The sequence below is a fragment of the Hymenobacter terricola genome (assembly GCF_017921975.2).
In the GTDB taxonomy this organism is placed as follows: Bacteria; Bacteroidota; Bacteroidia; order Cytophagales; family Hymenobacteraceae; genus Hymenobacter; species Hymenobacter terricola.
On sequence record NZ_JAGEMO020000001.1, the window covers coordinates 269,454 to 291,103 of the forward strand.

Below are 21,650 nucleotides of genomic sequence, written 5' to 3' on the forward strand. Positions count from 1 at the left end.
TAACATTTCGTCATCAGCAGTTGCCGCCGAAGTTGAACGTGCCATAGTACGACACCGAGGGAATGGCGAACTGCACCGGCACGGTGTACGACACGCTTACGGCTTTGCCGTCCTGCCGGCCGGGCTCAAAGCGGGGCAGCTTCCGAACGGCGGCTTCCACGGCGGCATCGTACTCGGGGCCGAGGCTTTTCAGGATTTTAATGGCCTGCACGTCGCCTTTCTCCGTCACGACAAACGATACGAATACCCGCCCGTTTTTGCGGCTGGCCAGGGCCACCTCCGGGTAGGTGAGGTGCAGCTGAATAGCCTCTACAATGGCTTTATTGCCCCCGCCACCCGGCAGCTCGGGCATCTGCTCAACGTAGGTGTAGACCGTGCCGGGCGGCGGCGCAATCGCAACCTTTCCAATGTAAATCGGCGGGGGCGGTGCCGCCACGCCCTTTTCGAGTTGGATTGTGGTTATTGCCGGCTCAGCCGGCGCACCAGCTTTTTCGCAGGCCACGGTGAATAACAGCGCCCCCAACAGGGGCAGGGCGAGCCACTGTTTCCAGCGGCGAATGGGATGGTTTTTCTGAATCATGGCAATGCGGCGTAGGGTTTGGGAATGGGAGAAGGAGTGCGCAAGCGGAACCGAGAAACCGAGGCGGCGGGCCACTTGCCGGGCCAGCAGCTGCGAATAGGAAGTGGAAAGGGAAGGACCCGTGGTGGTTTCGTCGTGCAGGGCCGCTTCATCGGCCAGGTACTCGTGGGTGAGGACCAGCGCCCGCCCGCAGAGGTGCACGAAGGGATTGAACCACAGCACGGCCCGCAGCAGCTCCAGCAGCAGCCGGTCGTAGGTGTGGCCCTGCCGGACGTGCGCCAGCTCGTGGCTCATTACCTGTCGGGCATCGGCCGGGCCCAGCGGCAGGGTTTCATCCCAGAACACGAGGCGGCCGAACGAGCTGGTGGGCAGGCGGCCATGGGTTTCGAGCAGCGTGTAGCCGGCCCGTGGTGAGCGGGGCAGCCCGTGGGCCGTCAGCCAGAGCCGACCCAGCCCGTAGGCCAGCCGGGCCAGCACGAAGGCCACGCCGGCCACGTAGGCCACGCCCAGCCAGCCGGGCCAGGGCACCGCCGCAACCGGCGTGGCCACCGCTGCTTTGCCGGCCTGCACCACCGGCAGCATTACCGCCATCCCGCGCAAGGCCATTGGGCTCTCACCCCAACTGACTGGCCACGCTAGCGGCAGCAGCGGCAGGCCCGCCGCCAGCAGCGGCCCCAGCACCAGGAAGGCCCGGTTGTAGGCAAAGCCGCGCTCGTTGCGCAGCGCCAGGCAGTAGCACAGCCACCACGCGCTCAGCAAGGCGGTGCTGAGCAGCATCCAATTAAGCAGGCCGGGTTGGTTCATCGTTTTCGGGAGTTTGGGGGTGGGCGGCGTGGCGCAACAGCTCGTCGAGCTGGGCGGCGTCGAGGTTTTCTTCCTTGGCGAAAAACGACACCAGCCGGCTGAAGGAGTTGCCGAAGTGGCCGCCCAGCAGCTTGCGCAGCGAGAAGCGGCGGTAGTCGTCCTGGGCCACCAGCACGAAGTAGCGGTGCGTGCGCCCGAAAGCCTCATGGGCCACGAAGCCCTTGGTTTCGAGGATGCGGATGATGGTGGAAACCGTGTTGTAGGCCGGGGCCGGGGCGGGCAGCTCGGGCAGCACGTCCTTCACGAAGGAGGGCCCCAGGCGCCAAAGCACTTGCATTACCTGTTCTTCGGCGCGGGTTAGTTCGGGGAAAGCGGGGTTAATTTTCAAGGTATTGAGGGAAAGCATATTCAGGTAATACAAACATATAACTAATATTTTAGTTTAAAAACTATTATGTTAGTTGTTTTTTGTTCAGACTTAACAAACAGCATACTAGACTAGATTTGTCAACTGGTGAAGCGAAAAGCAGGCGGGCCACGTAAGCGCCTGAGCCAGTGCCTCCAATTCATTTGCCAGTGCCTAACTTCTCCCATTCCCACCCATGCTGCGAATTATTTTCTGCCTCACCATCGGGTTGCTGAGCGCCCAGCCCGGCCACGCCCAGACCGAAAATGCGGCCCCCTCCGTCCCGAAGCCTACACCGGAAGCGCGTGCCGTAGCGCCGGCGCCCGCCATCAAACCCGCCGTTACGGCTGCGCTGCCTGCTTCGCCCCGGCAGCTGTTTCCGGGGTTGTTTGAGGCGGTGCAGCTGGGCCGGATTTTCCCCGACAACAAGACCTTTGTGGATGCCGCGCCGAAGCAGCGCCCGGCTACCATTCTGGCCGCCTGGCGGCGCGAAAAAGGCCAGCCCGGCTTCCAGCTGAAGGCCTTTGTGGAAGCCCATTTCACGCTGCCTACCAGCGGCGCCGTGCCGTTTGAAACCGATGTCAAAGCCGGCCTGCGCCACCACCTCGACACGCTGTGGACGGTGCTGGCCCGGCCCGCCGCGCCGGCGGTAGACCCCGCCGATTCACTGGCCGAATTCCGCTCGCTGGTGCCGCTGCCCAAGCCCTACCTGGTGCCCGGCGGGCGCTTCCGGGAGGTGTATTACTGGGATTCATACTTCACGATGCTGGGGCTGGCCGAGGCCGGCAAAGGCCAGCTGCTGAAGGACATTACCGATAATTTCGCCTACCTCATCGGCCGGTTTGGCTTCGTGCCCAACGGCAACCGCACCTACTACCTCACCCGCTCGCAGCCGCCGTTTTTTGCCAACATCGTGACGCTGCTGGCCAAGGAGCGCGGCAACGGCGAGCTGCTGCGCTACCGCACCGCCCTGGAAGCCGAATACCGCTACTGGATGCGCGGGGCCGAGCAGCTGAAGCCCGGCACTGCCACCCGCCGCGTGGTGCGCCTGCCCAACGGGGCCTTACTCAACCGCTACTGGGACGACAGCGACCAGCCCCGCGAAGAGTCCTTCGCCGAGGACGTGGCGGCCGCCAAGCTGAGCAGGCAGCCAGCCGCGCAGTTCTACCGCAACGTGCGGGCGGCGGCGGCTTCAGGCTGGGATTTCAGCAGCCGCTGGTTCAAGCCCGGCGGCGGGCTGCCCACTATCCAAACCACCGACATTGTGCCCGTCGACCTCAATTGCCTGCTGTATAACCTGGAGCAGACCCTGGCCCGAGCGGCCCGCGTGGCCGGCCAGCCCGCCCAGGGCCGCCTGTACGACGCCCGGGCCGCCAAGCGCAAAGCGGCCCTGCTGGCCGTGTGCTGGGACCCCAAAGCCGGCTGGTTTCAGGACTACAACTGGCGGCTGCGCCAACGCTCGCAGGTGCGCTCGCTGGCGGGCGTGTTTCCGCTCTCGTTCGGGCTGGCCTCGGCCGAGCAGGCCAAAAGGGTAGGAGCGGGGCTGAAAACCAGCTTCCTGAAACCGGGCGGGCTGGTGACCACGCTGGCCACCGCCGGCCACCAGCAGTGGGACGCCCCCAACGCCTGGGCCCCGCTGCAATACCTGGCCGTGGAAGGCCTCGGCCGCTACCAGCAGCTGCCCCTGGCCGACACCGTCGCCGACCGCTGGGTGCGCCTCAACAGCCGGGTGTTCGACCAGACCGGGAAGCTGCTGGAGAAGTACGACGTGCAGAACATCAACCGCCCGGCCGGCGGCGGCGAGTACCCGCTGCAGGACGGCTTCGGGTGGACCAACGGCGTGCTGCTGCACCTGCTGAACCGCAAGGAGCCGTTGTAGGATATCCGCGCCCGCCGCAACCTCACCCCGGCCCCTCTCCAAAAGAGAGGGGAGCCTGACGATTACCTTACGATACGTAAGCGGTGCCCCTTCTTTTTTGGAAATGCGCATCAAGCATTTTTCGGGGGTCAGGGGGTGAGGTTGCCGGCCGACGAAAATATTTTCCCTTTCCTCGGCAGCCTTTTGGGGCCGGGCCTTGTCTGCCCCGCACCTGCCCGTTGCGCGCGGGCTTATCCTTGCCTCCATGCCAGCCCCGCCCGCTGACTTAGCTGACCTACTGCTCCGCTGTACCCGCCGCGAACCGGCGGCCCAACGGCTGCTCTATGCCCGGTATGCCGGCCGCATGCTGGGCGTGGCGCGCCGCTACGTGCGCCCGTCGCCGAGGCCGAAGACATCCTCCAGGATGCTTTCGTGAAGGTGTTTACCCGGCTGGGCGAGTTTCGGGCCGAGGGTTCTTTTGAAGGGTGGGTGCGCCGCATTGTGGTCACCACGGCCCTCAACTACTGGCAAAGCGGGCAGCACCGCCGCCAGCAACTGCTGCTCGACGACGTGCCCGAGCCCTTCGCGTCCGACGCCGACGCCTTCGACCGCCTGGGCGTGGCCGAGGTGCTGGCCCTGATGGAGCAGCTGCCCGATGGCTGCCGCATGGTGCTCAACCTCTACGCCGTGGACGGCTACACCCACGGCGAAATCGCGGAGCTGCTGGGCATTCAGGAGAGCACCTCCAAAGCCCAACTCAGCAAGGCCCGCAAACAACTTCACCTGCTGCACCAGCGGCAGACCAACCACCTGAGATTATGATGCCCGAACCGGAAGAAAACCGCCTGGACCAGTCGCTGCGCGATAAATTTGAGGATTTCGACCTCACGCCCAGTGCCGGGGTGTGGGCCGGCGTGGAGCAGCGCCTGGTGGCCGAGCCCACGCCTGCGCTACGTCGCCGTCGGCGGCCGTTGCCGCTGCCGTTTCTGGTTGGGCTCACGGCGCTGCTGGCCGGGCTGGGCGGCTGGCTGCTGCCGCACGGCGCGGCAATGGTCGAGCCGTCGAAAGTGGTACGGTATGGCGCCGCCGCCAGGAATTCGACCACTGCCGCTGAGCTGCCACAGGCCACCAATAAGGCCAAAGTGGTAGAACCGACCCGTAATTCGTCCAAATCGAACCCGTATCTGGCAAAGTTGAACCCGACTTTGGCAAAGTCGGGCCCGAATTCAGTAAAGTCGAGTCCGACTTTGGCCAAATCAAACCCGAATTCGGTAAAGTCGAGCCCATATGTGGTAAAGTCGGGCCCGACTTTGGCAAAGTCGAACCCCACAACGGCAAAGTCGAGTTCGACTCTGGCACTGCTGAGCACCAAAACACCCCATTCGAGCTCAGCTTTGGCAAACCCAACTGCAGTTGCCCTCGTTGCGGGTTTGCCGCACGAAGCAGTGCTTGCGCAGCCGCTGGCCCGCCCGGCTGACAACCCCGCACCGGCCGCCGATTCGGTGCCCGCCACCCTGCGCCCCCTCGCGGCCCTGGAGCGCCAGACACTGGGGCAGCTGCCCAGCATCGCCACGCTGGCCCCCGGCTACCTGCCCGCCGACAGCCGCACTGCCCTGCTGACCACCCTGCGCACCGAGCGGGCCGAATTGTTCCGCCTCCAGCGCCGCACCGATAGCCTGCTGCTGGCCCTCGGCGACCTGCCCGGTGTGCCGCTGGCCGCCCCTGCCGTGGCCGCCGCGCCGGCCGCGGATACCGCCAAGCCGCGCCCTCTGGCCCACCGCTGGAGCCTGCTGCTCACGGCCACGCCCGAGCAGAATACCCTCAACCTGCAGGGCCCCGAAACCGACTCCCTCACGGCTCTGCGCCGCAACCACGAAACCGGCCGCGCCGGCCTCAGCGCCGCCCTCACGGCCGAATACAAGCTCACGCCGCGCCTGAGCGTGGGCGGCGGCGTGGGCTACACCAGCTTCGGGGCCGACCTGCGCATCACCAACAAAATCACGGATGTGCGCGTGCGCTACGACACCACCGTCACGCGCACCACCAGCGTGTACACGTCGGTGAATCAGACGCATTCTATTCGCATCATCCAGGTGCCGCAGCTCTCGCCGGTGTTCAACGCCAGCGGCCAGGTGATTCGCTACGACACGGTGTATGTGCCGCGCCAGGACACGGTGTACACCACCACCGTGCAGCACGACACCACCCACACCACCAACAACAGCATCACGCCGCACATCACCAAGAAGGAAACCCTGGTCACGAAGCATTTGCAGCCCACCTACCGCTTCTTCACGGTGCCGGTGCTGCTGCGCTACCGCCTCACCATGGGCCCCGGCCGCTGGTGGGCCGACGTGGCGGCGGGCGCGCAGTTCCAGTTTTTCCTGGGCGGCACCCAGGTGGCCACCGAGGACGGCGTGAACTTCCGCACCGAAACCATCACGGCCGGCAACGGGCCGTTTAGGCCCCTCAACCTGGCCCTGTCCGGCTCCCTGGCCCTCAACTACGCCCTCACCAACCGCCTCAGCGTGAGCGTAGCGCCCAGCCTGCGCTGGCAGGCCCTGTCGGTGTACAAGCCCGAAACCGGCCTCATTCAGCAGCCCACCGCCACGGGCCTGATGTTCGGGGTGCGCTTCGGGCTGTAAGTATTTTCCGGGGGCCGGCAGCCTTTTGCGGGTGGCGCTGGTCTGGCATGCAAGCAGCCCCACCGTGGCCAATTGACCGAAGCTGAGCGCGGCGAAGACACCTTTCCCCATCTCATTCTAAACTGTTGTTTGCTATGAAGTTCTTTCGTTTACTACTGATGTTATTGGGAATGGCATTAGGGCCTATTGGACTGAATGCCCAAGTATTCGATTGGGCTCAGTTGGCCCGGGAAGTAGGGACTCTACCCAATTATGTCGTTTCAACTGGGGCCGGTGCCACCGATGCCACCGGCAATACTTATGCGGTCATCGAACTGAGTGACAGCGTCCGCATCGGCAGTCAAGTATTTCGGCAAACTAATGGCGGCCAATTGCTGGCCAAATATGATTCGACCGGACAGGTAAAATGGGTAAAGCAGCTGCGCAACCTAATCGTAGCGCAACAAGGGGTAGCTGTAGTGCCCACCAGCGGCGACGTTTTTGTGCTGGCCAGTGCCCAGGCTAGCCCAACGTGGGGAGGCATTCCGGTCGCCACCGCCGGGCAGCCGGCTTTTTACGCGAAGGTGTCGGGCAGCGGCAATATCGTATGGGTAAAGCCCCTACCGGCAATTTCAACGACAGCTGCTAACAATTTTGGCGTAGGTTTTACCGCCGATGATTTGGGCAACTGCTACCTCATGAGTCGGGTACGCAGCCCCGCCACTGTGGGCGGCGTCGCCGTGGATTCACTATCCACGTTCCTCTTCCAGGCCGATGGCAGCGGCAACATAAGCTGGGTGCGCAAATTCCAATCCCGAACCACCAATCCCGCTCGCAACGCGGCTATTGCAGTTATTGGACTTGGCCCGAAGCCCGGCGGTGGCTGTGTACTCGCGGCAGTGGCGGGCACTCCCAATCCCGTTGGTACGCTGTATTACGGCCCCGCAGCGAATACGGCGATAGGTACCGCCGACGGCAATTCATTCATCGCCAACATCGACGTTGCCGGCAATCTGCTGTGGCGGCACACCACGCCTGCTTTTAGCCTCCAAAACCTGGCTCCGGGCGACACGTACGCCGTGGCGGCGGACGCGGCCGGCAATTGCTACGGCACCGGGCAGTTTGGCAATGGCGGGCTGGGCGTGGTGAAATACGACGCGGCGGGCATCGTGCAATGGGTTCGCTATACCGCAAGCCCCGGCCCCGGCTACAATGGCGCGGGTACCCACTTGGTAGTGGACGGCGCGGGCAACGTCACCGTGCTGTGCGGGGCCGACTTTCAAACTGGCCCGGCCGCTATTCCGCCCTATGTTCTGGGCGCAGTCACTTTACGCTCGCACCTGAACGTGGTCCGCTTTGGTCCTGATGGCCAAGAACAATGGGCCGTGGGCGACGTGCCAGGGCCCATTGTTTTGTTTGGAACCAGTGGCCTCCATGCCTATTTCTTGGCCCAAGCAGGTTCGCTGGGCTTGGATAGACGCGGCAATATTTATTACACCTCGCAAGTAGTAGAACTCGACTCTGTTTTGCATCGAAGCGGCCCGCCAGCGGTGCGCCTGGGGGCCCAGACCCTGGCTGGGCGCGGCGTGGTGGTGGCCCGCGTGGGCACCCGCCACGATTTGCTCATCGGCCGCGTGTACCTCGATGCCAACGGCAACGGCCAGCGTGACACCGGCGAGGGCCCGCTGCCCTTCCCGCTGGTGTTGCAAGCCGTGCAGCCCAGCCTCACTACGCTGGGCACCGCCGATGCCAGTGGCCTCCTCACGATGTGCACGGATTCGGGTAATTACCAGCTTTCGGCCCCTAATATCCCGGCACATTACACCTTGGTTCAGCCGGCCAGCGCGGCCTATGCGGGCCGAATGGCTGGCTACGGGCGAACGGATTCGCTGCGGCACTTCGGCCTTTTCCCCCTGGCCAACCAGGCCGACCTGCGGGTGACCCTCACGCCCTACAGCGGGGCGCGGCCCGGCTTCACCACCCGCTACCGCCTCACGGTGCAGAACGTGGGCACGACCACCGTGGCCAGCGGCACCGCCACCGTTACGCTGGATAGCCGGATGGCCTACATCAGCAGTACCCCCGCCGGCAGCCGCACGGGTCAGACCGTGACCTGGGCCTACACCAATCTGCCCCCTTTTTCTAAGCAGGAGTTCGACATCCTGTTCAGCCTGCCCGTGAATACCGCCCTGGGCACGCAGCTTACTTCCACCGCCACGGCTCCGCTGGCGGCAGACGTAGCCCCCGCCGACAACACCGCCAGCACCCCGCAAACCGTGACCGGCTCCTTCGACCCCAACGACATTGAGGTGAACTACCAGCGCATTACGCCCGCCCAGGTGGCTGCCGGGCTGCCGCTCGACTACACCATTCGCTTCCAGAACATGGGCACGGATACGGCCTTCACGGTGGTGGTGAAGGACACGCTCAACTTTCAAAAGCTTAACCTGACCAGCCTGCAGCTGGTGGCGCAGTCGCACAACTGCATCTGGAGCCTCACCGGGCGGGGCGAGCTTACGGTGCGCTTCCTCAACATCAAGCTGCCCTACCGCAACCAGGACGTGATTCGCTCGCAGGGCTTCGTGCGGTTCCGGGTCCAGCCCAAAACCACGCTGGCCGTGGGCGAAGTCATTCCCAACCACGCCAGCATTGTGTTTGATTACAATAACCCCTTGCACACCAACACGGCCACCACCACCGTATTCCTGGCCACGGCCGCCCTGGCGAGCCACGAAGCCGCTGCCTGGACTGCCTACCCCAACCCCGCCACCGACGCCATCACCCTGGCCGCCGACCTGGCCACCGCCGGCCCGGTCCGAATTGAGCTGCTCGATGCGCTGGGCCGCCCCGTGCGCCAGCAAACCCTGACCGCCCCCGCCGGCCCCCTGCGCCAGACCGTGGACCTGCGCGGGCTGGCCTCGGGCCTGTATTTGCTGCGCCTGACCCCGCCCACCGGCCCGGCTACCAGCCGCCAGGTGGTGCGCGAATAGCGTTTACCCCGCTGTCAAGCCAGCAAGCCGGGCTGCTCTGTGGAGCGGCCCGGCTTTTTTGGGGTCGGACGAATGGGAGTTGGTCGAGTTAGTGGGGCAATTAATCCGGAAACGGCGGGGCTTCATCTGCGAAACCGGCCGCAGCCAACTTCCGGGCTGAGGGGCGGCCGGTGGTTTGGCACGATTTTGTAATGTACCCTTTCATCGGCCCACCAGCCGGGCCGGGAATCCGGCTCCTGATGGCCGAATTCTTTCACTCCCCCAACCTTTTTGGTTATGAAAATCTCACGCCTTTCGGGCGGCCTGGCCGTGGCTTGCCTCTTGATTTCTGCGGTGGCTACCACGGCCTCGGCCCAGCAGGTGTACCGCGATGCCTATGGCAACCCCAAGGCCGCGCCTCCTACCCGGCCCATGGGCGCGCCGCGCCGCACCACTACCTATAGCAAACCTTCGAACTCGACGTCGCCCTCGGCCAGCAGCACCTCCGGCGTGCGGTTCGGCTTCCGGGCCGGCCTGAACGTGGCCGACGTGCAGGGCAACGCCATGACCAGCTTCAGCGGCCTCACCGACCTGGCCCAGGGCGCCGTCACCCGCCAGATGCGCCCCGGCTTCTATGCCGGCGTGTACGCCACGCTGCCCCTTGGCCCCGGCTTCGCCATTGAGCCCGGCATCACGTATTCCGAAAAAGGCACCGTGCTGCAAGGCACCGTCCCCGTGCCGGCCCTCGATTTCCTGAACACCAAGCTCACCGGCACCGCCCGCCTGTCTTACATCGACGTGCCGGTGCTCGCCAAGGTCTTCATCACGCCCGGCTTCTATATCTATGCCGGCCCCCAGGCCTCGTTCCTGGTGAGCGGCGTGGCCCGTGCCCAGGCCAGCGTGCTCGGTTTCTCGGCCTACAAGCAGGATTTCGACATCTCCAGCCAGATGCGCAAGGTTGACTTCGCCGCCGTGGGCGGCCTGGGCTACCAGTTCGACAACGGCCTCGGCCTCAGCGCCGGCTACGACTACGGCCTCGCTTCCATCGACTCCGGCAACCGCTTCAACGCCTACAACCGGGTCATCAAAGTCGGCCTCAACTATTCCTTCTAAAGCCGATTAACGGCCATTCTATTCCATCTATTCCTGTTGAATTATTGCTTGGGTAAGCATCCGAAATAAGTTATAAAAAGGCCCCACTGATAGCTCAGTGGGGCCTTTCTGGTTGTAGCGCGGACTCTGTAGTCCGCGTCCCCGCGCAAAGTGCAGTCGTTGATATGGCGCGGGGACGCGGACTACACAGTCCGCGCTACTGGCCTACCGCTGGCCCACGGCGCCGCTGCCGCTCAGGCCCTCGGCCAGCCGTACCAATCGCACGAATTCGGCGCGGTAGCCGTCGGCGTCAGCTCCCCGCGCACCGTTAGCCAGCTGCTCGGTGGCGGCCCAGGTGGCGGTGCCGCGCTGTTCGCTCTGGCGCAGCAGCATGCCGAATTGCGCCACGGCGGCGGCGAAGCGGAAGTCGGGCGAAGCGGTTGCGATGGTGCCGGGCGCGCTGGTGAGGGCTTGCGCCATCAGCTTGCTGCTGTTGCCCTGCGGCTCTTTGTAGCGCAGCTTCACGGTCAGCACGTCGTTGGTGAGGAACTGCTGCATGGAGGCCGGCACGGGTTTTTCAGCCTGGTACTTGAGGTTGTCGATGAGGGGCTGGGATGCGCCCACGGGCACTATTTCGTAGAGCGCCGTCACGGTGTGGCCCGCGCCGAGCTCGCCGGCATCCTTGCGGTCGTTGTTGAAATCTTCGGCTTCGAGCACGCGGTTTTCGTAGCCCACGAGGCGGTAGTTGGCCACGCGGGCGGGGTTGAATTCGATTTGCAGCTTCACGTCCTTGGCCACGGTGAAGAGCGTGCCGCCGAACTGCGCCACCAGCACCCGGCCGGCCTCGTCGAGGTTGTCGAGGTAGGCGTAGTTGCCGTTGCCTTTGTCGGCCAGGGTTTCCATGCGCGCGTCGCGCAGGTTGCCGCGCCCGCAGCCCAGCACGGTGAGGAACACGCCGCTTTCGCGCTGGTCCACGATGAGCTGCTCCATGGCCTGGTCGCTGCTTTCGCCCACGTTAAAGTCGCCGTCGGTGGCCAGAATCACGCGGTTGTTGCCTTCCTTGTTGAAGCTCTGCCTGGCCGTGGAATAGGCCAGGCGCAGGCCCGCGCCGCCCGCCGTGGAGCCGCCCGCCTGAAGCCGGTCGATGGCATCGAGAATGACCTGGGGCTGTGAGCCGGGCGTGGGCGGCAGCACCAGCCCCGCCGCGCCGGCATACGCCACCAGCGCCACGTGGTCCTGGGGCCGCAGCTGCTTCACCAGCAGCTTCAGGCCGGCCTGCACCAAGGGCAGCTTGTCGGATTCGTCCATCGAGCCCGACACATCGACCAGGAAAACCAGGTTGGCGGGCGGGAGCTTGGCCGTTTCAATGCGCCTGGCCTGAATGCCGATGCGGGCCAGCTGGTGGGTGGTCTCCCAGGGGCACACGGCCAGCTCGGTGCTGATGCGCACGGGGTCGGGCGAGGTGGCGGGCGGCGCGGCGTAGTCGTAGCGGAAGTAGTTCAGCATTTCCTCCACCCGCACGGCATCACGCGGGGGCAGCTGCCCTTCGTTCAGGAAGCGGCGCACGTTGGTGTAGCTGGCGTTGTCCACATCGAGCGAGAAGGTGCTGAGCGGGGCGTTCTTCACCGCGAAAAATGCGTTTTCCTTCACGTGGGCGTATGTATCGCCGGCCCCGGCCTCTTCGCGGGCGGGCAGGGTGGGCAGGGGCTGCGCCGGGGCATAGGCGGCGTTGGGTAGGGCTTCGTAGTCCGCCTGTGAATCGGCGGCAATCATTTTGTCACGGCTCCGCTTGGCTTTGCGAAGGCCCGGCGCGCGCTGCACCTGCACGCCCGGCACCCGGCCGTCCATCACCTGCGATACGGAGCCGGTAATTCCACTTTTGCGCTGGACGCCGTAGCCCGTCACCACCACTTCGTTCAATTGCTTGTTATCGGCCCGCAGGGCCACGTTGAGGGTGTGCACCTTGCCCACGGGCCGCTCCACGGGCAGGTAGCCGATGAAGTTGAACAGCAGCACGGCCTTGCCGGCATTCGGCACCAGGAGCGAGTAGCGGCCCTGCGCATCGGTGCTGATGCCCAGGTTGGTGCCCTTGACGAGCACCGTGACGCCGGGCAGCGGCTGGTTATTGGCCTGGTCGCGCACCAGACCGGATACCACCCAGTTTTTGGTGGTGTTCGGCGCAGCCGGCCGGGCCGGGGCAGGGGAGGGCACCGTTTGGGCCGCAATGGGCGCGGGGCCCAGCAACACGGCGAGCAGCGGCAGCAGCAACAGGTTTCTCATGGCATCAGCGGGTTTAGGTGAGGAATGACCTGTTGATGCGGGCTCCGGGCCAATTGCACACCGGGGCTGAAAAAAAGTGCGGGTATGATGCATCGCCTTACAGTTGGCGCGGCTACTCCCATTACATCCCACTTGTGGCAACCCAAGTCGCCGTTGGAAACTTGCCACGGCACTTGTTGCCACCGTTTCTACTACGTCCTCAGCCGCCACCAAATCCCGGGCGCTGCCTATCTTCCCTCCCCCAATGTTCTTCCGCCGCTCCCCGTCGCCCGCCACCGCGCCGCTCTCCGACCAGGAGCTGCTGGCCCGCTACCGCGCGCACGGCACCGTGGCCGACCTCGGCCTGCTCTACGACCGGTACCTGCCCGAGGCCTTTGCCGTGTGCCGGCGCTACCTCGCCCCGCCCGATGAGGACGCCCAGGACGCCAGCATGCAGCTTTTCGAGCACCTCGTGAAGGTGTTGCGCACCCACGCCCCCGACAGCTTCCCGGCCTGGCTGCACACCACCGCCCGCAACCACTGCCTCATGCAGCTGCGGGCCCGCAAGCGCGCCGGCCCCAGCGCCGGGCCGCTCATTCTCAGCTTTCCCGATGCCAGCGATGTGGAAACAGCCGCCGGCCGGCATCTGCTGGACGAAGAGGCCGCCGCCGAGGACGCCGCAGAAACCGAAACCCGCCTCCAAAGCATGGAAGCGGCCCTGGCGCAGCTCCCACCGGCCCAGCGCCGCTGCCTCGAATTATTTTACCTCGAAAAGAAATGCTACCGCGACATCGCCACCGAAACCGGCCTCGACCTGAACATGGTGCGCAGCCACTTGCAGAACGGCAAGCGCATGCTGCGCCGCCAGCTGGAGCCGCCCGGCCCGCCACCGGCCGCCCCCAAACCCTCGCCGCCCGCTTCCAATAACAACCCGCGCCATGTCGCCCGCTGACTCGCCTTTTGCCCAGCTGCCCGCCCCCGGCCCGCACCCGGCCACGGCGGAGCTGCGCGCCTACGCAGCCGGCACCCTCGCCCCCGCCGACGAGCACCGCATCGAAGCCCACACCCTCGACTGCGAGCGGTGCGCCGACCTGGTCGAAGGCTTTTCGATGAGCGACGCCGCCGCCACCGACCAGGCCGTGGCCGAGCTGCGCACCCGCCTGCAAGCCCGCCTCGGCACCGCCGAGCCGGAGCCCGTGGCGGCCCCCTGGGCCTGGCCGCGCATTGCCGCTGCGGCCGCCATATTAGGCGTAGTGGGCGGCGGTATCTGGGGCTGGGAGCAGCACGATTCGACCACGGCCCCGGTCATCGCTCGCCTTGAGACTGCGGCTCCGACCGCTCCCACCCAGCCGCTTCCCGCACCCGGCACACCGCCCGCCGCCCCCGAAGCTGCCGCTGAAATCGCTACTGCTCCAGCGCCTAAAGCCACCGAAGTAACGAAGGAAGCCGAAGCAGGAAATGCAGATTACGCGGCCGTAGTGCCGTCCCGGTCGCGACAGCGGGCCACCGGCCGCGGGCTGGAGCGACCTACCAGCCGCCCTGCAAAACCGGTTGTTGTGGCGGATGCCGATATGGCCAACGCCGACAGCATCGTCTCACCCGAGCAAGTGGCCGGCTCCAATGAGGCCACGCCAAGCCAGCCGGCCCGGAGCGCCGGACTCACCAGCGCAACCGTGGCAGCTGCCCCGGCCAAAAGCGAAGCGGAGCTGGCCGCAAGAACCTCGGCCGACACCGTGGCCGACGATTCAAACGCCAAAAAAGCCCGCCGCTTTGCCAAAGCGAAAGAGGGCCGGGCCGCTTCGGCCCCCGACCAAGCGGCAACGGCCATTGTGCCCGCTACGCCCATGCCCGCCGCGCCCGCCATCAGCCCCTCTCCCGTGGGCGGCACCCCGGCTCTGCGCGATTACCTGCGCCGCGAAGCCACCGACTTCGAACCCGAAATCAACAACCTGCGCCTGACGGGCACCGTGCGCGTCAGGTTTGTGGTGGGGGCCGATGGCAAGGTGAGCAACCTGAAAGTAGTACGCGGCCTGCGGGCCGATTACGACGCCGAGGCCCTGCGCATCGTGTGCGAGGGGCCGGCCTGGCAGCCCGGCATTTATGGTGGCCGCCGCGCCGCGCTGCCGATGGAAGTGACTGTGTCGTTCTGATGTAGCGCGGACGTTGTAGTCCGCGAGTGGAATCGTTGAACTCGCGGACTACAACGTCCGCGCTACAGCGTGGCACCGGGCTTCACGGTGCCTTCGTCCACCGATTTCAGGAATTTGATGAGGCCGGTGAAGTAGACTTGCTGGTCGTCGTAGAGGCTCATGTGGCTGCCGTTGGGGCAGGTGAGGGAGTTGCCTTTTTGCACCTTTTGGGCAATCATGCGCATGTGCTCGGGGTCCATGGTATCGTACTTGCCACCGATGCTGAGCACGGGCACGGTGAGCTTGGGCAGGTCGGCCACCCGGTCCCAGTTCAGCAGCTTGCCGGCCACGCCAAACTCGCTGGGCCCCTGCATGGTCACGTAGAGCGATTGGTTCAGCTTGCCCAGCGAGCGGGTCACGGGCTCCGGGTTGGGCACGATGCGGCACAGGTGCTGGGCGTAGAAATTGGGTTCGAGCAGGCCCATGTAGCGCGGGTTGCTGAAGTCTTTTTTGGCCTCAAGCTGCCGGATTTCGGCCAGCACTTCGGGCTTCATCTGCTTGGCCAGCACGTCGGCAGCATATTTTCCATAAGCCGGGCAGCTCATCATCATGTTCGAAATAATGAGGCCCTTGAGGTTTTGCTGGTACTTGAAGGCGTACTCGGCGGCCAGGATGCCGCCCCAGGAGTGGCCCAGCAGGTAGAAGTTGGTGTTGTCCAGCTTGAGGGCCTGACGCACCTGCTCCACTTCCTCCACGTAGCGCGGCAGGCTCCACATGGACGTGTCCTTGGGGTTGTCGGAATTGCCGCAGCCGAGCTGGTCGTAGTAGATAAATTCGATGCCTTCCTGCGGCAGGAAATTCTCCATGCACTCGAAATATTCATGCGTAGCGCCCGGCCCACCATTGAGCAGCAGCACCTTGATTTTGGGGTTATTGCCCACCTGCTTGGTCCAGACCTTGAATGTGCCCTTGGGCGTGGTGATGGGAATAACGCGCACATTCCCATCCTGCACGCCGGTTTCGGGGTTTTCGAAGTAGCTGGCTGCGGTGCCAGCGGCTCCGCCGGGAGGCGTGGTAACGGCCGCTTCGCCGCTGCTCTTGGGTTGGTTGCAGCCGGTGAGGAGGGCGGCGCTGAGGAGGAACGATGCGGTTACGCGGGAGAAGGTAAACGTCTTCATTTGCGAAGAAAAAGTGAGTTGATAGTTTAATATGAGGACGGTCATGCTGAGAATACCCGTCATGCTGAGCTTGCCGAAGCATCTCTACTGCACTAGTAATCAATGCTGCCCCAACGAAGCGGTAGAGATGCTTCGACTTCGCTCAGCATGACGTTCTAACTTCCAGGCAAAGCAACTCGCTACTGCGCGGGTGCCGGGCCGGCCACCGTGGCCGCCCGGCTCACCTGGGCCGAAAACCGCTCGATGGCCGCCGCCGTGCGCTTAATCTGCTCGTCGGCCTCGGCCCACTTGCGTTCCTCCACGGCTTCGCGGATGCCGGGCAGGGTTTTCACGCCGTAGCCGGTGTAGAAGCCGGGGGCGTAAAGCTGGTGCCGGTACCAGGGGCGGCGGGGGAGGCCTTCGGCGCTCAGAAACTGCTGCTCGGCCTGGTAGAGGAGCTGGTCGAGCTCCTTCTGGCGACTGGCGGGCAGGACGGCGTTGGCTTTACGGGCCTGGGCGTAGGCCTGGGCACTTTGTTCCAGCTTGGCCAGGGCGTTGTCGAGGGGCGCAAAGTTGAGGTAGGGCACGGCCTCGTGGGGCTTGGGCGGCAGCAGGGGCTCGGTGGGGTTGGCCACGGCCTCGTAGCGCTTCTCGGCCAGCAGCTTGTTCTGGCGCTCGGTGTCGGTGCGCAGGTTGTCGGCCAGCTGCTTCACCTCGGTGCCGTAGCGGGCCACGGTGTTCGACAGGTTCTGAAACTCGAAGGGCAGCACGTCGGCATCGAGGAGGCGCAGCTCGCAGCGGCCCATGGTTTGGGCCAGCGCCACGCCGTAGGCAAACGTGGGGTCCTTGAAGCGGGTGTAGTCGTCGAACGAATCATAAATCGAGTGGTACTCGCCGCCCGGCCCTTCGCCGCCAAAGCCCACGTTCATAGCCGGAATGCCCAGGTGCTGGAGGTAGGGCGAATAATCGGAGCCCGCGCCCAGGGCGGCAATGCGCAAATCGGGGCGCTCACGGGCGTCTTTCTGCACGTCGGGGGTGCCGTTCACCAGGTCGTAGGCCCGGCGGCGGTCGGCAATGGACAGGCCGGCTTTCTCGGGGTCGGGCACGTCGCGGCCCACCTGGTTGAAGAACTTTTCCAGCGTGTGCGAGCCGGCCACGTTCAGAAAGCCCCGGTCGCTGTTGTCGGTGTTCAGGTAGGCCACCGCGTGCTCCTGGAGCTGTTTGGCGTTGGTTTCGGCCCATTCCGTCGAGCCCAGCAGGCCGGGCTCCTCGCCGTCCCAGGCGCAGAACATGAGAGTGCGCTTGGGGCGCCAGCCGGTCTTCACCAGCTCGCCCAGGGCGCGGGCCTCCTCCAGCTCGGCCACCATGCCGCTGAGTGGGTCGCTGGCGCCGTTCACCCAGGCGTCGTGGTGGTTGCCGCGCAGTATCCACTCATCCGGAAACTGGCTGCCTTTGAGGGTAGCGATGACGTTGTAGACCGGCTCGGTTTTCCAATTGAAAGCCAGCTGCAGGTGCACCCGGGCCGGGCCGGGCCCGAGGTGGTAGGGGATGGGCAGCGCCCCGCGCCAGTCGGCCGGAGCCATGGGCCCGGCCAGGGCCGTGAGCAGGGGCAGGGCATCGCCGTAGGAAATGGGCAAAACGGGGATTTGCGTGAGCGTGGGGGCCGTTTTGTAGTCGAGGCGCTTGGCAGTTTTGGTCGAGCCGTAGCCGGGCGTGAGCGGGTCGCCGGGGTAGGTGGGCATGTCGAGCACGGAGCCGCGCTGGGCCCCGGTTTCGGGCTTGAAGGGGCCTTTGGGGTACACGTCGCCCTGGCCGTAGCCGTCGTCCTTGGGGTCGGAGTAAATCAGGCAGCCGATGGCGCCTTTCTCGGCCGCCACCTTGGGCTTGATGCCGCGCCAAGAGCCGCCGTACTTGGCAATCACAATCTTGCCCTTCACGTCGATGCCGCGGCGCTCCAGCTCCTCGTAATCCTTCGGGATGCCGTAGTTCACAAACACCAGCTCGGCGGTCACGTCGCCGTCCTTCGAGTAGCAGTTGTAGGTGGGCAGCTGCTCGGCGGTCTGGCCCGAGGTGGCGTCTTCGGCCACCGGTTTTTCGGCCAGGCCGGCCGTGTATTTGGTGGGCGCCACCAGCTCGAGCACCCGCAGCTTGGGCGTGGGAAACAGCACGTACGACACGTCGATGCGCGTTTCATAGCCCCAGCTGCGAAACAGGCCGGCCATAAACTCCGCGTTGTCCTTGTCGTAGGGCGAGCCCACGTGGTGCGGGTGGGCCGAGAGCCGCTTCATCCACTGGCGCAGGTTGTCGGCCTTCAGCTGGGCATCAAACCGGGCTTCGAGCTGGTATTCGGGAGCGGCGCTGGCGGCTTCAAAGCCGAGTAGCGCTTTGGTTTCGGTAGGGGCCGTCTGGGCACGAGCGGGCGCACCGGCCAGCAGCCCGGCCAGAACGAAAAGGGAGTAGCGGAGTTGCCTCATGCTTTTTGCCAAAAGAAATGAACCGGAATCACGATGCCTTCGCGCCCGGTAATTCGGGGAAAGGTAGCGCCTGGCGGTTGGTTTCAGGCAAGAAAATATGTGGGCATTTGGGGATGTTGCCTAGCCGCTGTAGCCGCCGCCGCTGGCGGGCTCGGTGGCGCTGCCGTTTTCGGGTTCGGCGGGCGTGGGCAGGTCGGGCGCGGTGTGCAGGTCGAGGTGGCTGTAGTCGGGCGCGCCGTTGCCGCCGGCCACCGGCGCTTCGTCGAAAGTGCGCTCTATATCGGACAGGTCAAATTCTTCGACCGGCGTGCCGAAGCTCACCTTGGCCGTGATGCGGTACTCCACAATGCGGTTGTCGCGCACTTTGCAGCTTTGGTCTTTGATGTAGAGGGACGAAATATTGGGCACCGAAGTGCTGAGCTGCGCCACGGCGCGTTGCAGGGCATCTTCGAAGCTTTTGTCGGAAGAGGCCAGAATTTCAATGACTTGCTTGATGGAGGACATTTCTGATGGATTGATTTGTTGATGTGCTCAGGTGCTGACAAAGTCACGCGGGTCGATTTTCACCTTGTCAGCGCGTTCTCTCTGTACGCGGGAAGCCATTTGGCGGCTATTTCGGTTGTCATAAAAGTCAGCATTCGGCGGTGGCGTACTTTTGCGCCCGGCGCTGGCCGCACCAGCCCCGCAACTCATCCCTCAATCAGCACATCAACGAATGGCTTTCCGCACCGAAAAGGACACCATGGGCACCGTACAGGTGCCTGCTACCGCGTACTGGGGCGCTCAAACCCAGCGCAGCATCGAAAATTTCCCCATCGCGCAGGACATCAACCGGATGCCCAAGGAAATCATCGCCGCCTTCGCCTACCTGAAGAAAGCCGCCGCCCTCACCAACCGCGACGCGGGCGTGCTGTCGGCCGAAAAAGCCGCGCTGATTGGCCAAGTGGCCGACGAAATCCTGGCCGGCAAGCTCGCCGACTCGTTCCCCCTGGTGGTGTGGCAAACCGGCTCGGGCACGCAGAGCAATATGAACGTGAATGAGGTGATTGCCTACCGCGGCCACGTGCTGCACGGCGGCCAGCTCACCGACGAGAAGAAGTTTCTGGCCCCCAACGACGACGTGAACAAGAGCCAGAGCTCGAACGACACGTTCCCGACGGCCATGCACATCGCGGCCTACAAAATCCTGATGGAAACCACCATCCCCGGCATCACGAAGCTGCGCGACGCGCTGAAAGCCAAGTCGGAGGAGTTCATGCACATCGTGAAAATCGGGCGCACCCACTTCATGGATGCCACGCCGCTCACGCTGGGCCAGGAGTTTTCGGGCTACGTGTCGCAGCTCGACCACGGCCTGCGGGCCATCAACCACACGCTGGCGCACCTGAGCGAACTAGCGCTCGGCGGCACGGCCGTGGGCACGGGCATCAACACGCCGCCCGGCTACTCCGTGAACGTGGCCAGGCACATTGCCCAGCTCACCGGCCTGCCCTTCGTCACGGCCGAAAACAAGTTTGAGGCCCTGGCCGCCCACGACGCCATTGTGGAAGCCCACGGCGCCCTCAAAACCGTGGCCGTGAGCCTGATGAAAATCGCCAACGACATCCGGATGCTCAGCTCCGGCCCGCGCGCCGGCATCGGCGAAATCGACATTCCCGACAACGAGCCCGGCTCCAGCATCATGCCCGGCAAGGTGAACCCCACCCAGTGCGAGGCCATGACCATGGTGGCCGCCCAGGTGATGGGCAACGACGTGGCCATCACGGTGGGCGGCATGAGCGGGCAGTTCGAGCTGAACGTGTTCAAGCCCGTCATGATTTACAATTTCCTGCACTCGGCCCGCCTCATCGGCGACGTGTGCCAGTCCTTCACCGACAAGTGCGCGGTGGGCATCACGGCCATCCTGCCCAACATCAAGAAGCACGTCGATTCGTCCCTGATGCTGGTCACGGCCCTCAACCCGCACATCGGCTACTACAAAGCGGCCGAAATTGCCCAAACGGCCCACAAAAACGGCTCTACGCTGAAGGAAACCGCCCTCAAGCTGGGCTACGTGACCGAAGCCGAGTTCGACGAGTGGCTGAAGCCCGAGGAAATGGTGGGCATGTAAGCCTCATGAACGTCATGCTGAGCTTGTCGCAGCATCTCTACCGTCATAGTAAATAAATTACTTACGCGGTAGAGATGCTGCGACAAGCTCAGCATGACGTTCTGCTCCAAATCAAGCTGCCTTTCCGGTCCGGAAGGGCGGTTTTCTTTTTTCCCGGCATCTTTGCCCCTATGGATTTTTCTGCTCCCGTCGTTCTCGAAAACAGCCGCGTGCGCCTGCGCCCGCTGGAACTCGCCGATTTTGAAGCCCTCAAAGCCGTGGCTTTCGACGCCGAGCTGTGGAAATACACCCTCACCCGCGCCGACGACGCGGTGAGCCTCGCCGCGTATATCCGCCAGGCCCTCGAAGCCCGCGAGCAGGGCCTGCGCTACCCATTTGCCATCATCGACCGCGAAACCGGGGCCTTGGCCGGCAGCACCAGCTACTACGGCGTGGCCGAGGCCGACCAGCGCCTCAGCATCGGCTACACCTGGGTGGGCACCCGGTTCCAGCGCTCGGGCCTGAACCGGGCCTGCAAGCACCTGCTGTTCAGCTACGCGTTCGACACGCTGAACTGCGAGCGGGTGGAGCTGGAAACGGACTCGCGCAACCACAAGTCGCGCACGGCCATGGCCCGCATGGGCGCCACCGAGGAAGGCACGCTGCGCAGCCACCGCCTCACGCAGGGCGGCATCCGGCGCGATACGGTCATTTTCAGCGTTATCCGGCCGGAGTGGCCGGCACTGCGCACCTCCGTTTTTCAGGAGTTTGGACCCCGTGGCTGAGCCCGCGCAACCTGCCCCCGACCGGCTGCGCCCGCCCGAGCGGCTGTGGCGCCGGCGCGTGGCCAGCTTCGGCCACGCCGGGCGCGGCGTGTGGGCCGCGCTGCGCTCGGAAGTGCACCTGCGCTTTCACGCGGCGGCGACGGTGGTGGTTATCGGCCTGGGATTTTACTACGCGATATCGCGCCTGGAATGGGCGCTGGTGGCCCTGGCCGTGGCCGGCGTGTGGGCCGCCGAGCTGGTGAATACCGCCATCGAAGCGCTGACGGATTTGGCTTCGCCGGCCTACCATCCGCTGGCGGGCAAGGCCAAGGACGTGGCGGCGGGGGCCGTGCTGCTGGCTGCGCTGGGGGCGCTGGTAGTGGGCGCATTGGTGTTTGGGCCCCATCTCCTTTGACAGCCGTTAAGCGGAATCAATTGGACGCAA

Annotated in this window: 16 protein-coding genes; 10 read left to right on the forward strand and 6 right to left on the reverse strand. The window is 64.8% G+C overall.

What is annotated here, in order from left to right; translation table 11 throughout:
• Positions 1-13: 13 nt before the first annotated feature.
• Positions 14-1,384 (reverse strand): M56 family metallopeptidase, encoded by a 1,371-nt coding sequence (locus J4G38_RS00970; protein ID WP_210514329.1) that lies wholly within the window; start codon positions 1,382-1,384, stop codon positions 14-16.
• Entirely contained in the window at positions 1,362-1,772 is a 411-nt protein-coding gene (locus J4G38_RS00975) for a BlaI/MecI/CopY family transcriptional regulator (RefSeq protein WP_226163043.1), read from the reverse strand. The genes J4G38_RS00970 and J4G38_RS00975 overlap by 23 nt, the downstream gene beginning before the upstream one ends.
• A 214-nt stretch (positions 1,773-1,986) precedes the next feature.
• Between J4G38_RS00975 and treA the strand changes: the two genes are divergently transcribed.
• From treA to J4G38_RS01000, 5 genes are all read left to right on the forward strand, one after another.
• Positions 1,987-3,669 carry an alpha,alpha-trehalase TreA gene (gene treA, locus J4G38_RS00980; protein WP_210514333.1) on the forward strand — a complete coding sequence of 561 codons (1,683 nt, stop codon included), beginning with the start codon at positions 1,987-1,989 and terminating at the stop codon, positions 3,667-3,669.
• Positions 3,670-3,954: 285 nt separating this feature from the next.
• Positions 3,955-4,470 carry an RNA polymerase sigma factor gene (locus J4G38_RS00985; protein WP_210514857.1) on the forward strand — a complete coding sequence of 172 codons (516 nt, stop codon included), beginning with the start codon at positions 3,955-3,957 and terminating at the stop codon, positions 4,468-4,470.
• Positions 4,467-6,293, forward strand: a complete 1,827-nt coding sequence (locus J4G38_RS00990; protein ID WP_210514335.1) for a hypothetical protein — start codon at positions 4,467-4,469, stop codon at positions 6,291-6,293. Before J4G38_RS00985 ends, J4G38_RS00990 begins: the two co-directional genes overlap by 4 nt.
• A gap of 371 nt (positions 6,294-6,664) precedes the next feature.
• Entirely contained in the window at positions 6,665-9,262 is a 2,598-nt protein-coding gene (locus J4G38_RS00995) for a T9SS type A sorting domain-containing protein (RefSeq protein ID WP_210514337.1), read from the forward strand.
• A gap of 276 nt (positions 9,263-9,538) precedes the next feature.
• Positions 9,539-10,354: a porin family protein gene (locus tag J4G38_RS01000; protein ID WP_226163044.1), complete on the forward strand. Its 816-nt coding sequence runs from the start codon at positions 9,539-9,541 to the stop codon at positions 10,352-10,354.
• 204 nt (positions 10,355-10,558) lie between these two features.
• Here J4G38_RS01000 and J4G38_RS01005 read toward each other — a convergent pair whose 3' ends face one another.
• Entirely contained in the window at positions 10,559-12,613 is a 2,055-nt protein-coding gene (locus tag J4G38_RS01005; protein WP_210514339.1) for a vWA domain-containing protein, read from the reverse strand.
• 244 nt (positions 12,614-12,857) lie between these two features.
• Here J4G38_RS01005 and J4G38_RS01010 point away from each other — a divergent pair, with 244 nt between their 5' ends.
• Positions 12,858-13,544, forward strand: a complete 687-nt coding sequence (locus J4G38_RS01010) for an RNA polymerase sigma factor (protein ID WP_210514341.1) — start codon at positions 12,858-12,860, stop codon at positions 13,542-13,544.
• Positions 13,531-14,742, forward strand: a complete 1,212-nt coding sequence (locus tag J4G38_RS01015; protein ID WP_210514343.1) for an energy transducer TonB — start codon at positions 13,531-13,533, stop codon at positions 14,740-14,742. Before J4G38_RS01010 ends, J4G38_RS01015 begins: the two co-directional genes overlap by 14 nt.
• Before the next feature lie 62 nt (positions 14,743-14,804).
• Here J4G38_RS01015 and J4G38_RS01020 read toward each other — a convergent pair whose 3' ends face one another.
• The 3 genes from J4G38_RS01020 to J4G38_RS01030 all read right to left on the reverse strand — a co-directional run bounded on the left by J4G38_RS01020 (position 14,805) and on the right by J4G38_RS01030 (position 18,856).
• On the reverse strand, positions 14,805-15,899 hold the full coding sequence (locus J4G38_RS01020; protein ID WP_210514345.1) for a proline iminopeptidase-family hydrolase: 1,095 nt from the start codon (positions 15,897-15,899) through the stop codon (positions 14,805-14,807).
• Positions 15,900-16,078: 179 nt separating this feature from the next.
• Entirely contained in the window at positions 16,079-18,352 is a 2,274-nt protein-coding gene (locus tag J4G38_RS01025; protein WP_210514347.1) for a transferrin receptor-like dimerization domain-containing protein, read from the reverse strand.
• A 120-nt stretch (positions 18,353-18,472) separates the two neighbouring features.
• Positions 18,473-18,856 carry a dodecin family protein gene (locus tag J4G38_RS01030; RefSeq protein WP_210514348.1) on the reverse strand — a complete coding sequence of 128 codons (384 nt, stop codon included), beginning with the start codon at positions 18,854-18,856 and terminating at the stop codon, positions 18,473-18,475.
• Between the two features lie 211 nt (positions 18,857-19,067).
• On the opposite strand from J4G38_RS01030, the gene fumC reads away from it, so the two are divergent.
• The 3 genes from fumC to J4G38_RS01045 all read left to right on the forward strand — a co-directional run bounded on the left by fumC (position 19,068) and on the right by J4G38_RS01045 (position 21,620).
• Positions 19,068-20,462: a class II fumarate hydratase gene (gene fumC / locus J4G38_RS01035; protein ID WP_210514350.1), complete on the forward strand. Its 1,395-nt coding sequence runs from the start codon at positions 19,068-19,070 to the stop codon at positions 20,460-20,462.
• Positions 20,463-20,632: 170 nt separating this feature from the next.
• Positions 20,633-21,226, forward strand: coding sequence for a GNAT family N-acetyltransferase (locus tag J4G38_RS01040; RefSeq protein WP_210514352.1), 594 nt, complete (start codon positions 20,633-20,635; stop codon positions 21,224-21,226).
• On the forward strand, positions 21,219-21,620 hold the full coding sequence (locus tag J4G38_RS01045) for a diacylglycerol kinase family protein (protein WP_226163093.1): 402 nt from the start codon (positions 21,219-21,221) through the stop codon (positions 21,618-21,620). The genes J4G38_RS01040 and J4G38_RS01045 overlap by 8 nt, the downstream gene beginning before the upstream one ends.
• Positions 21,621-21,650: the final 30 nt, after the last annotated feature.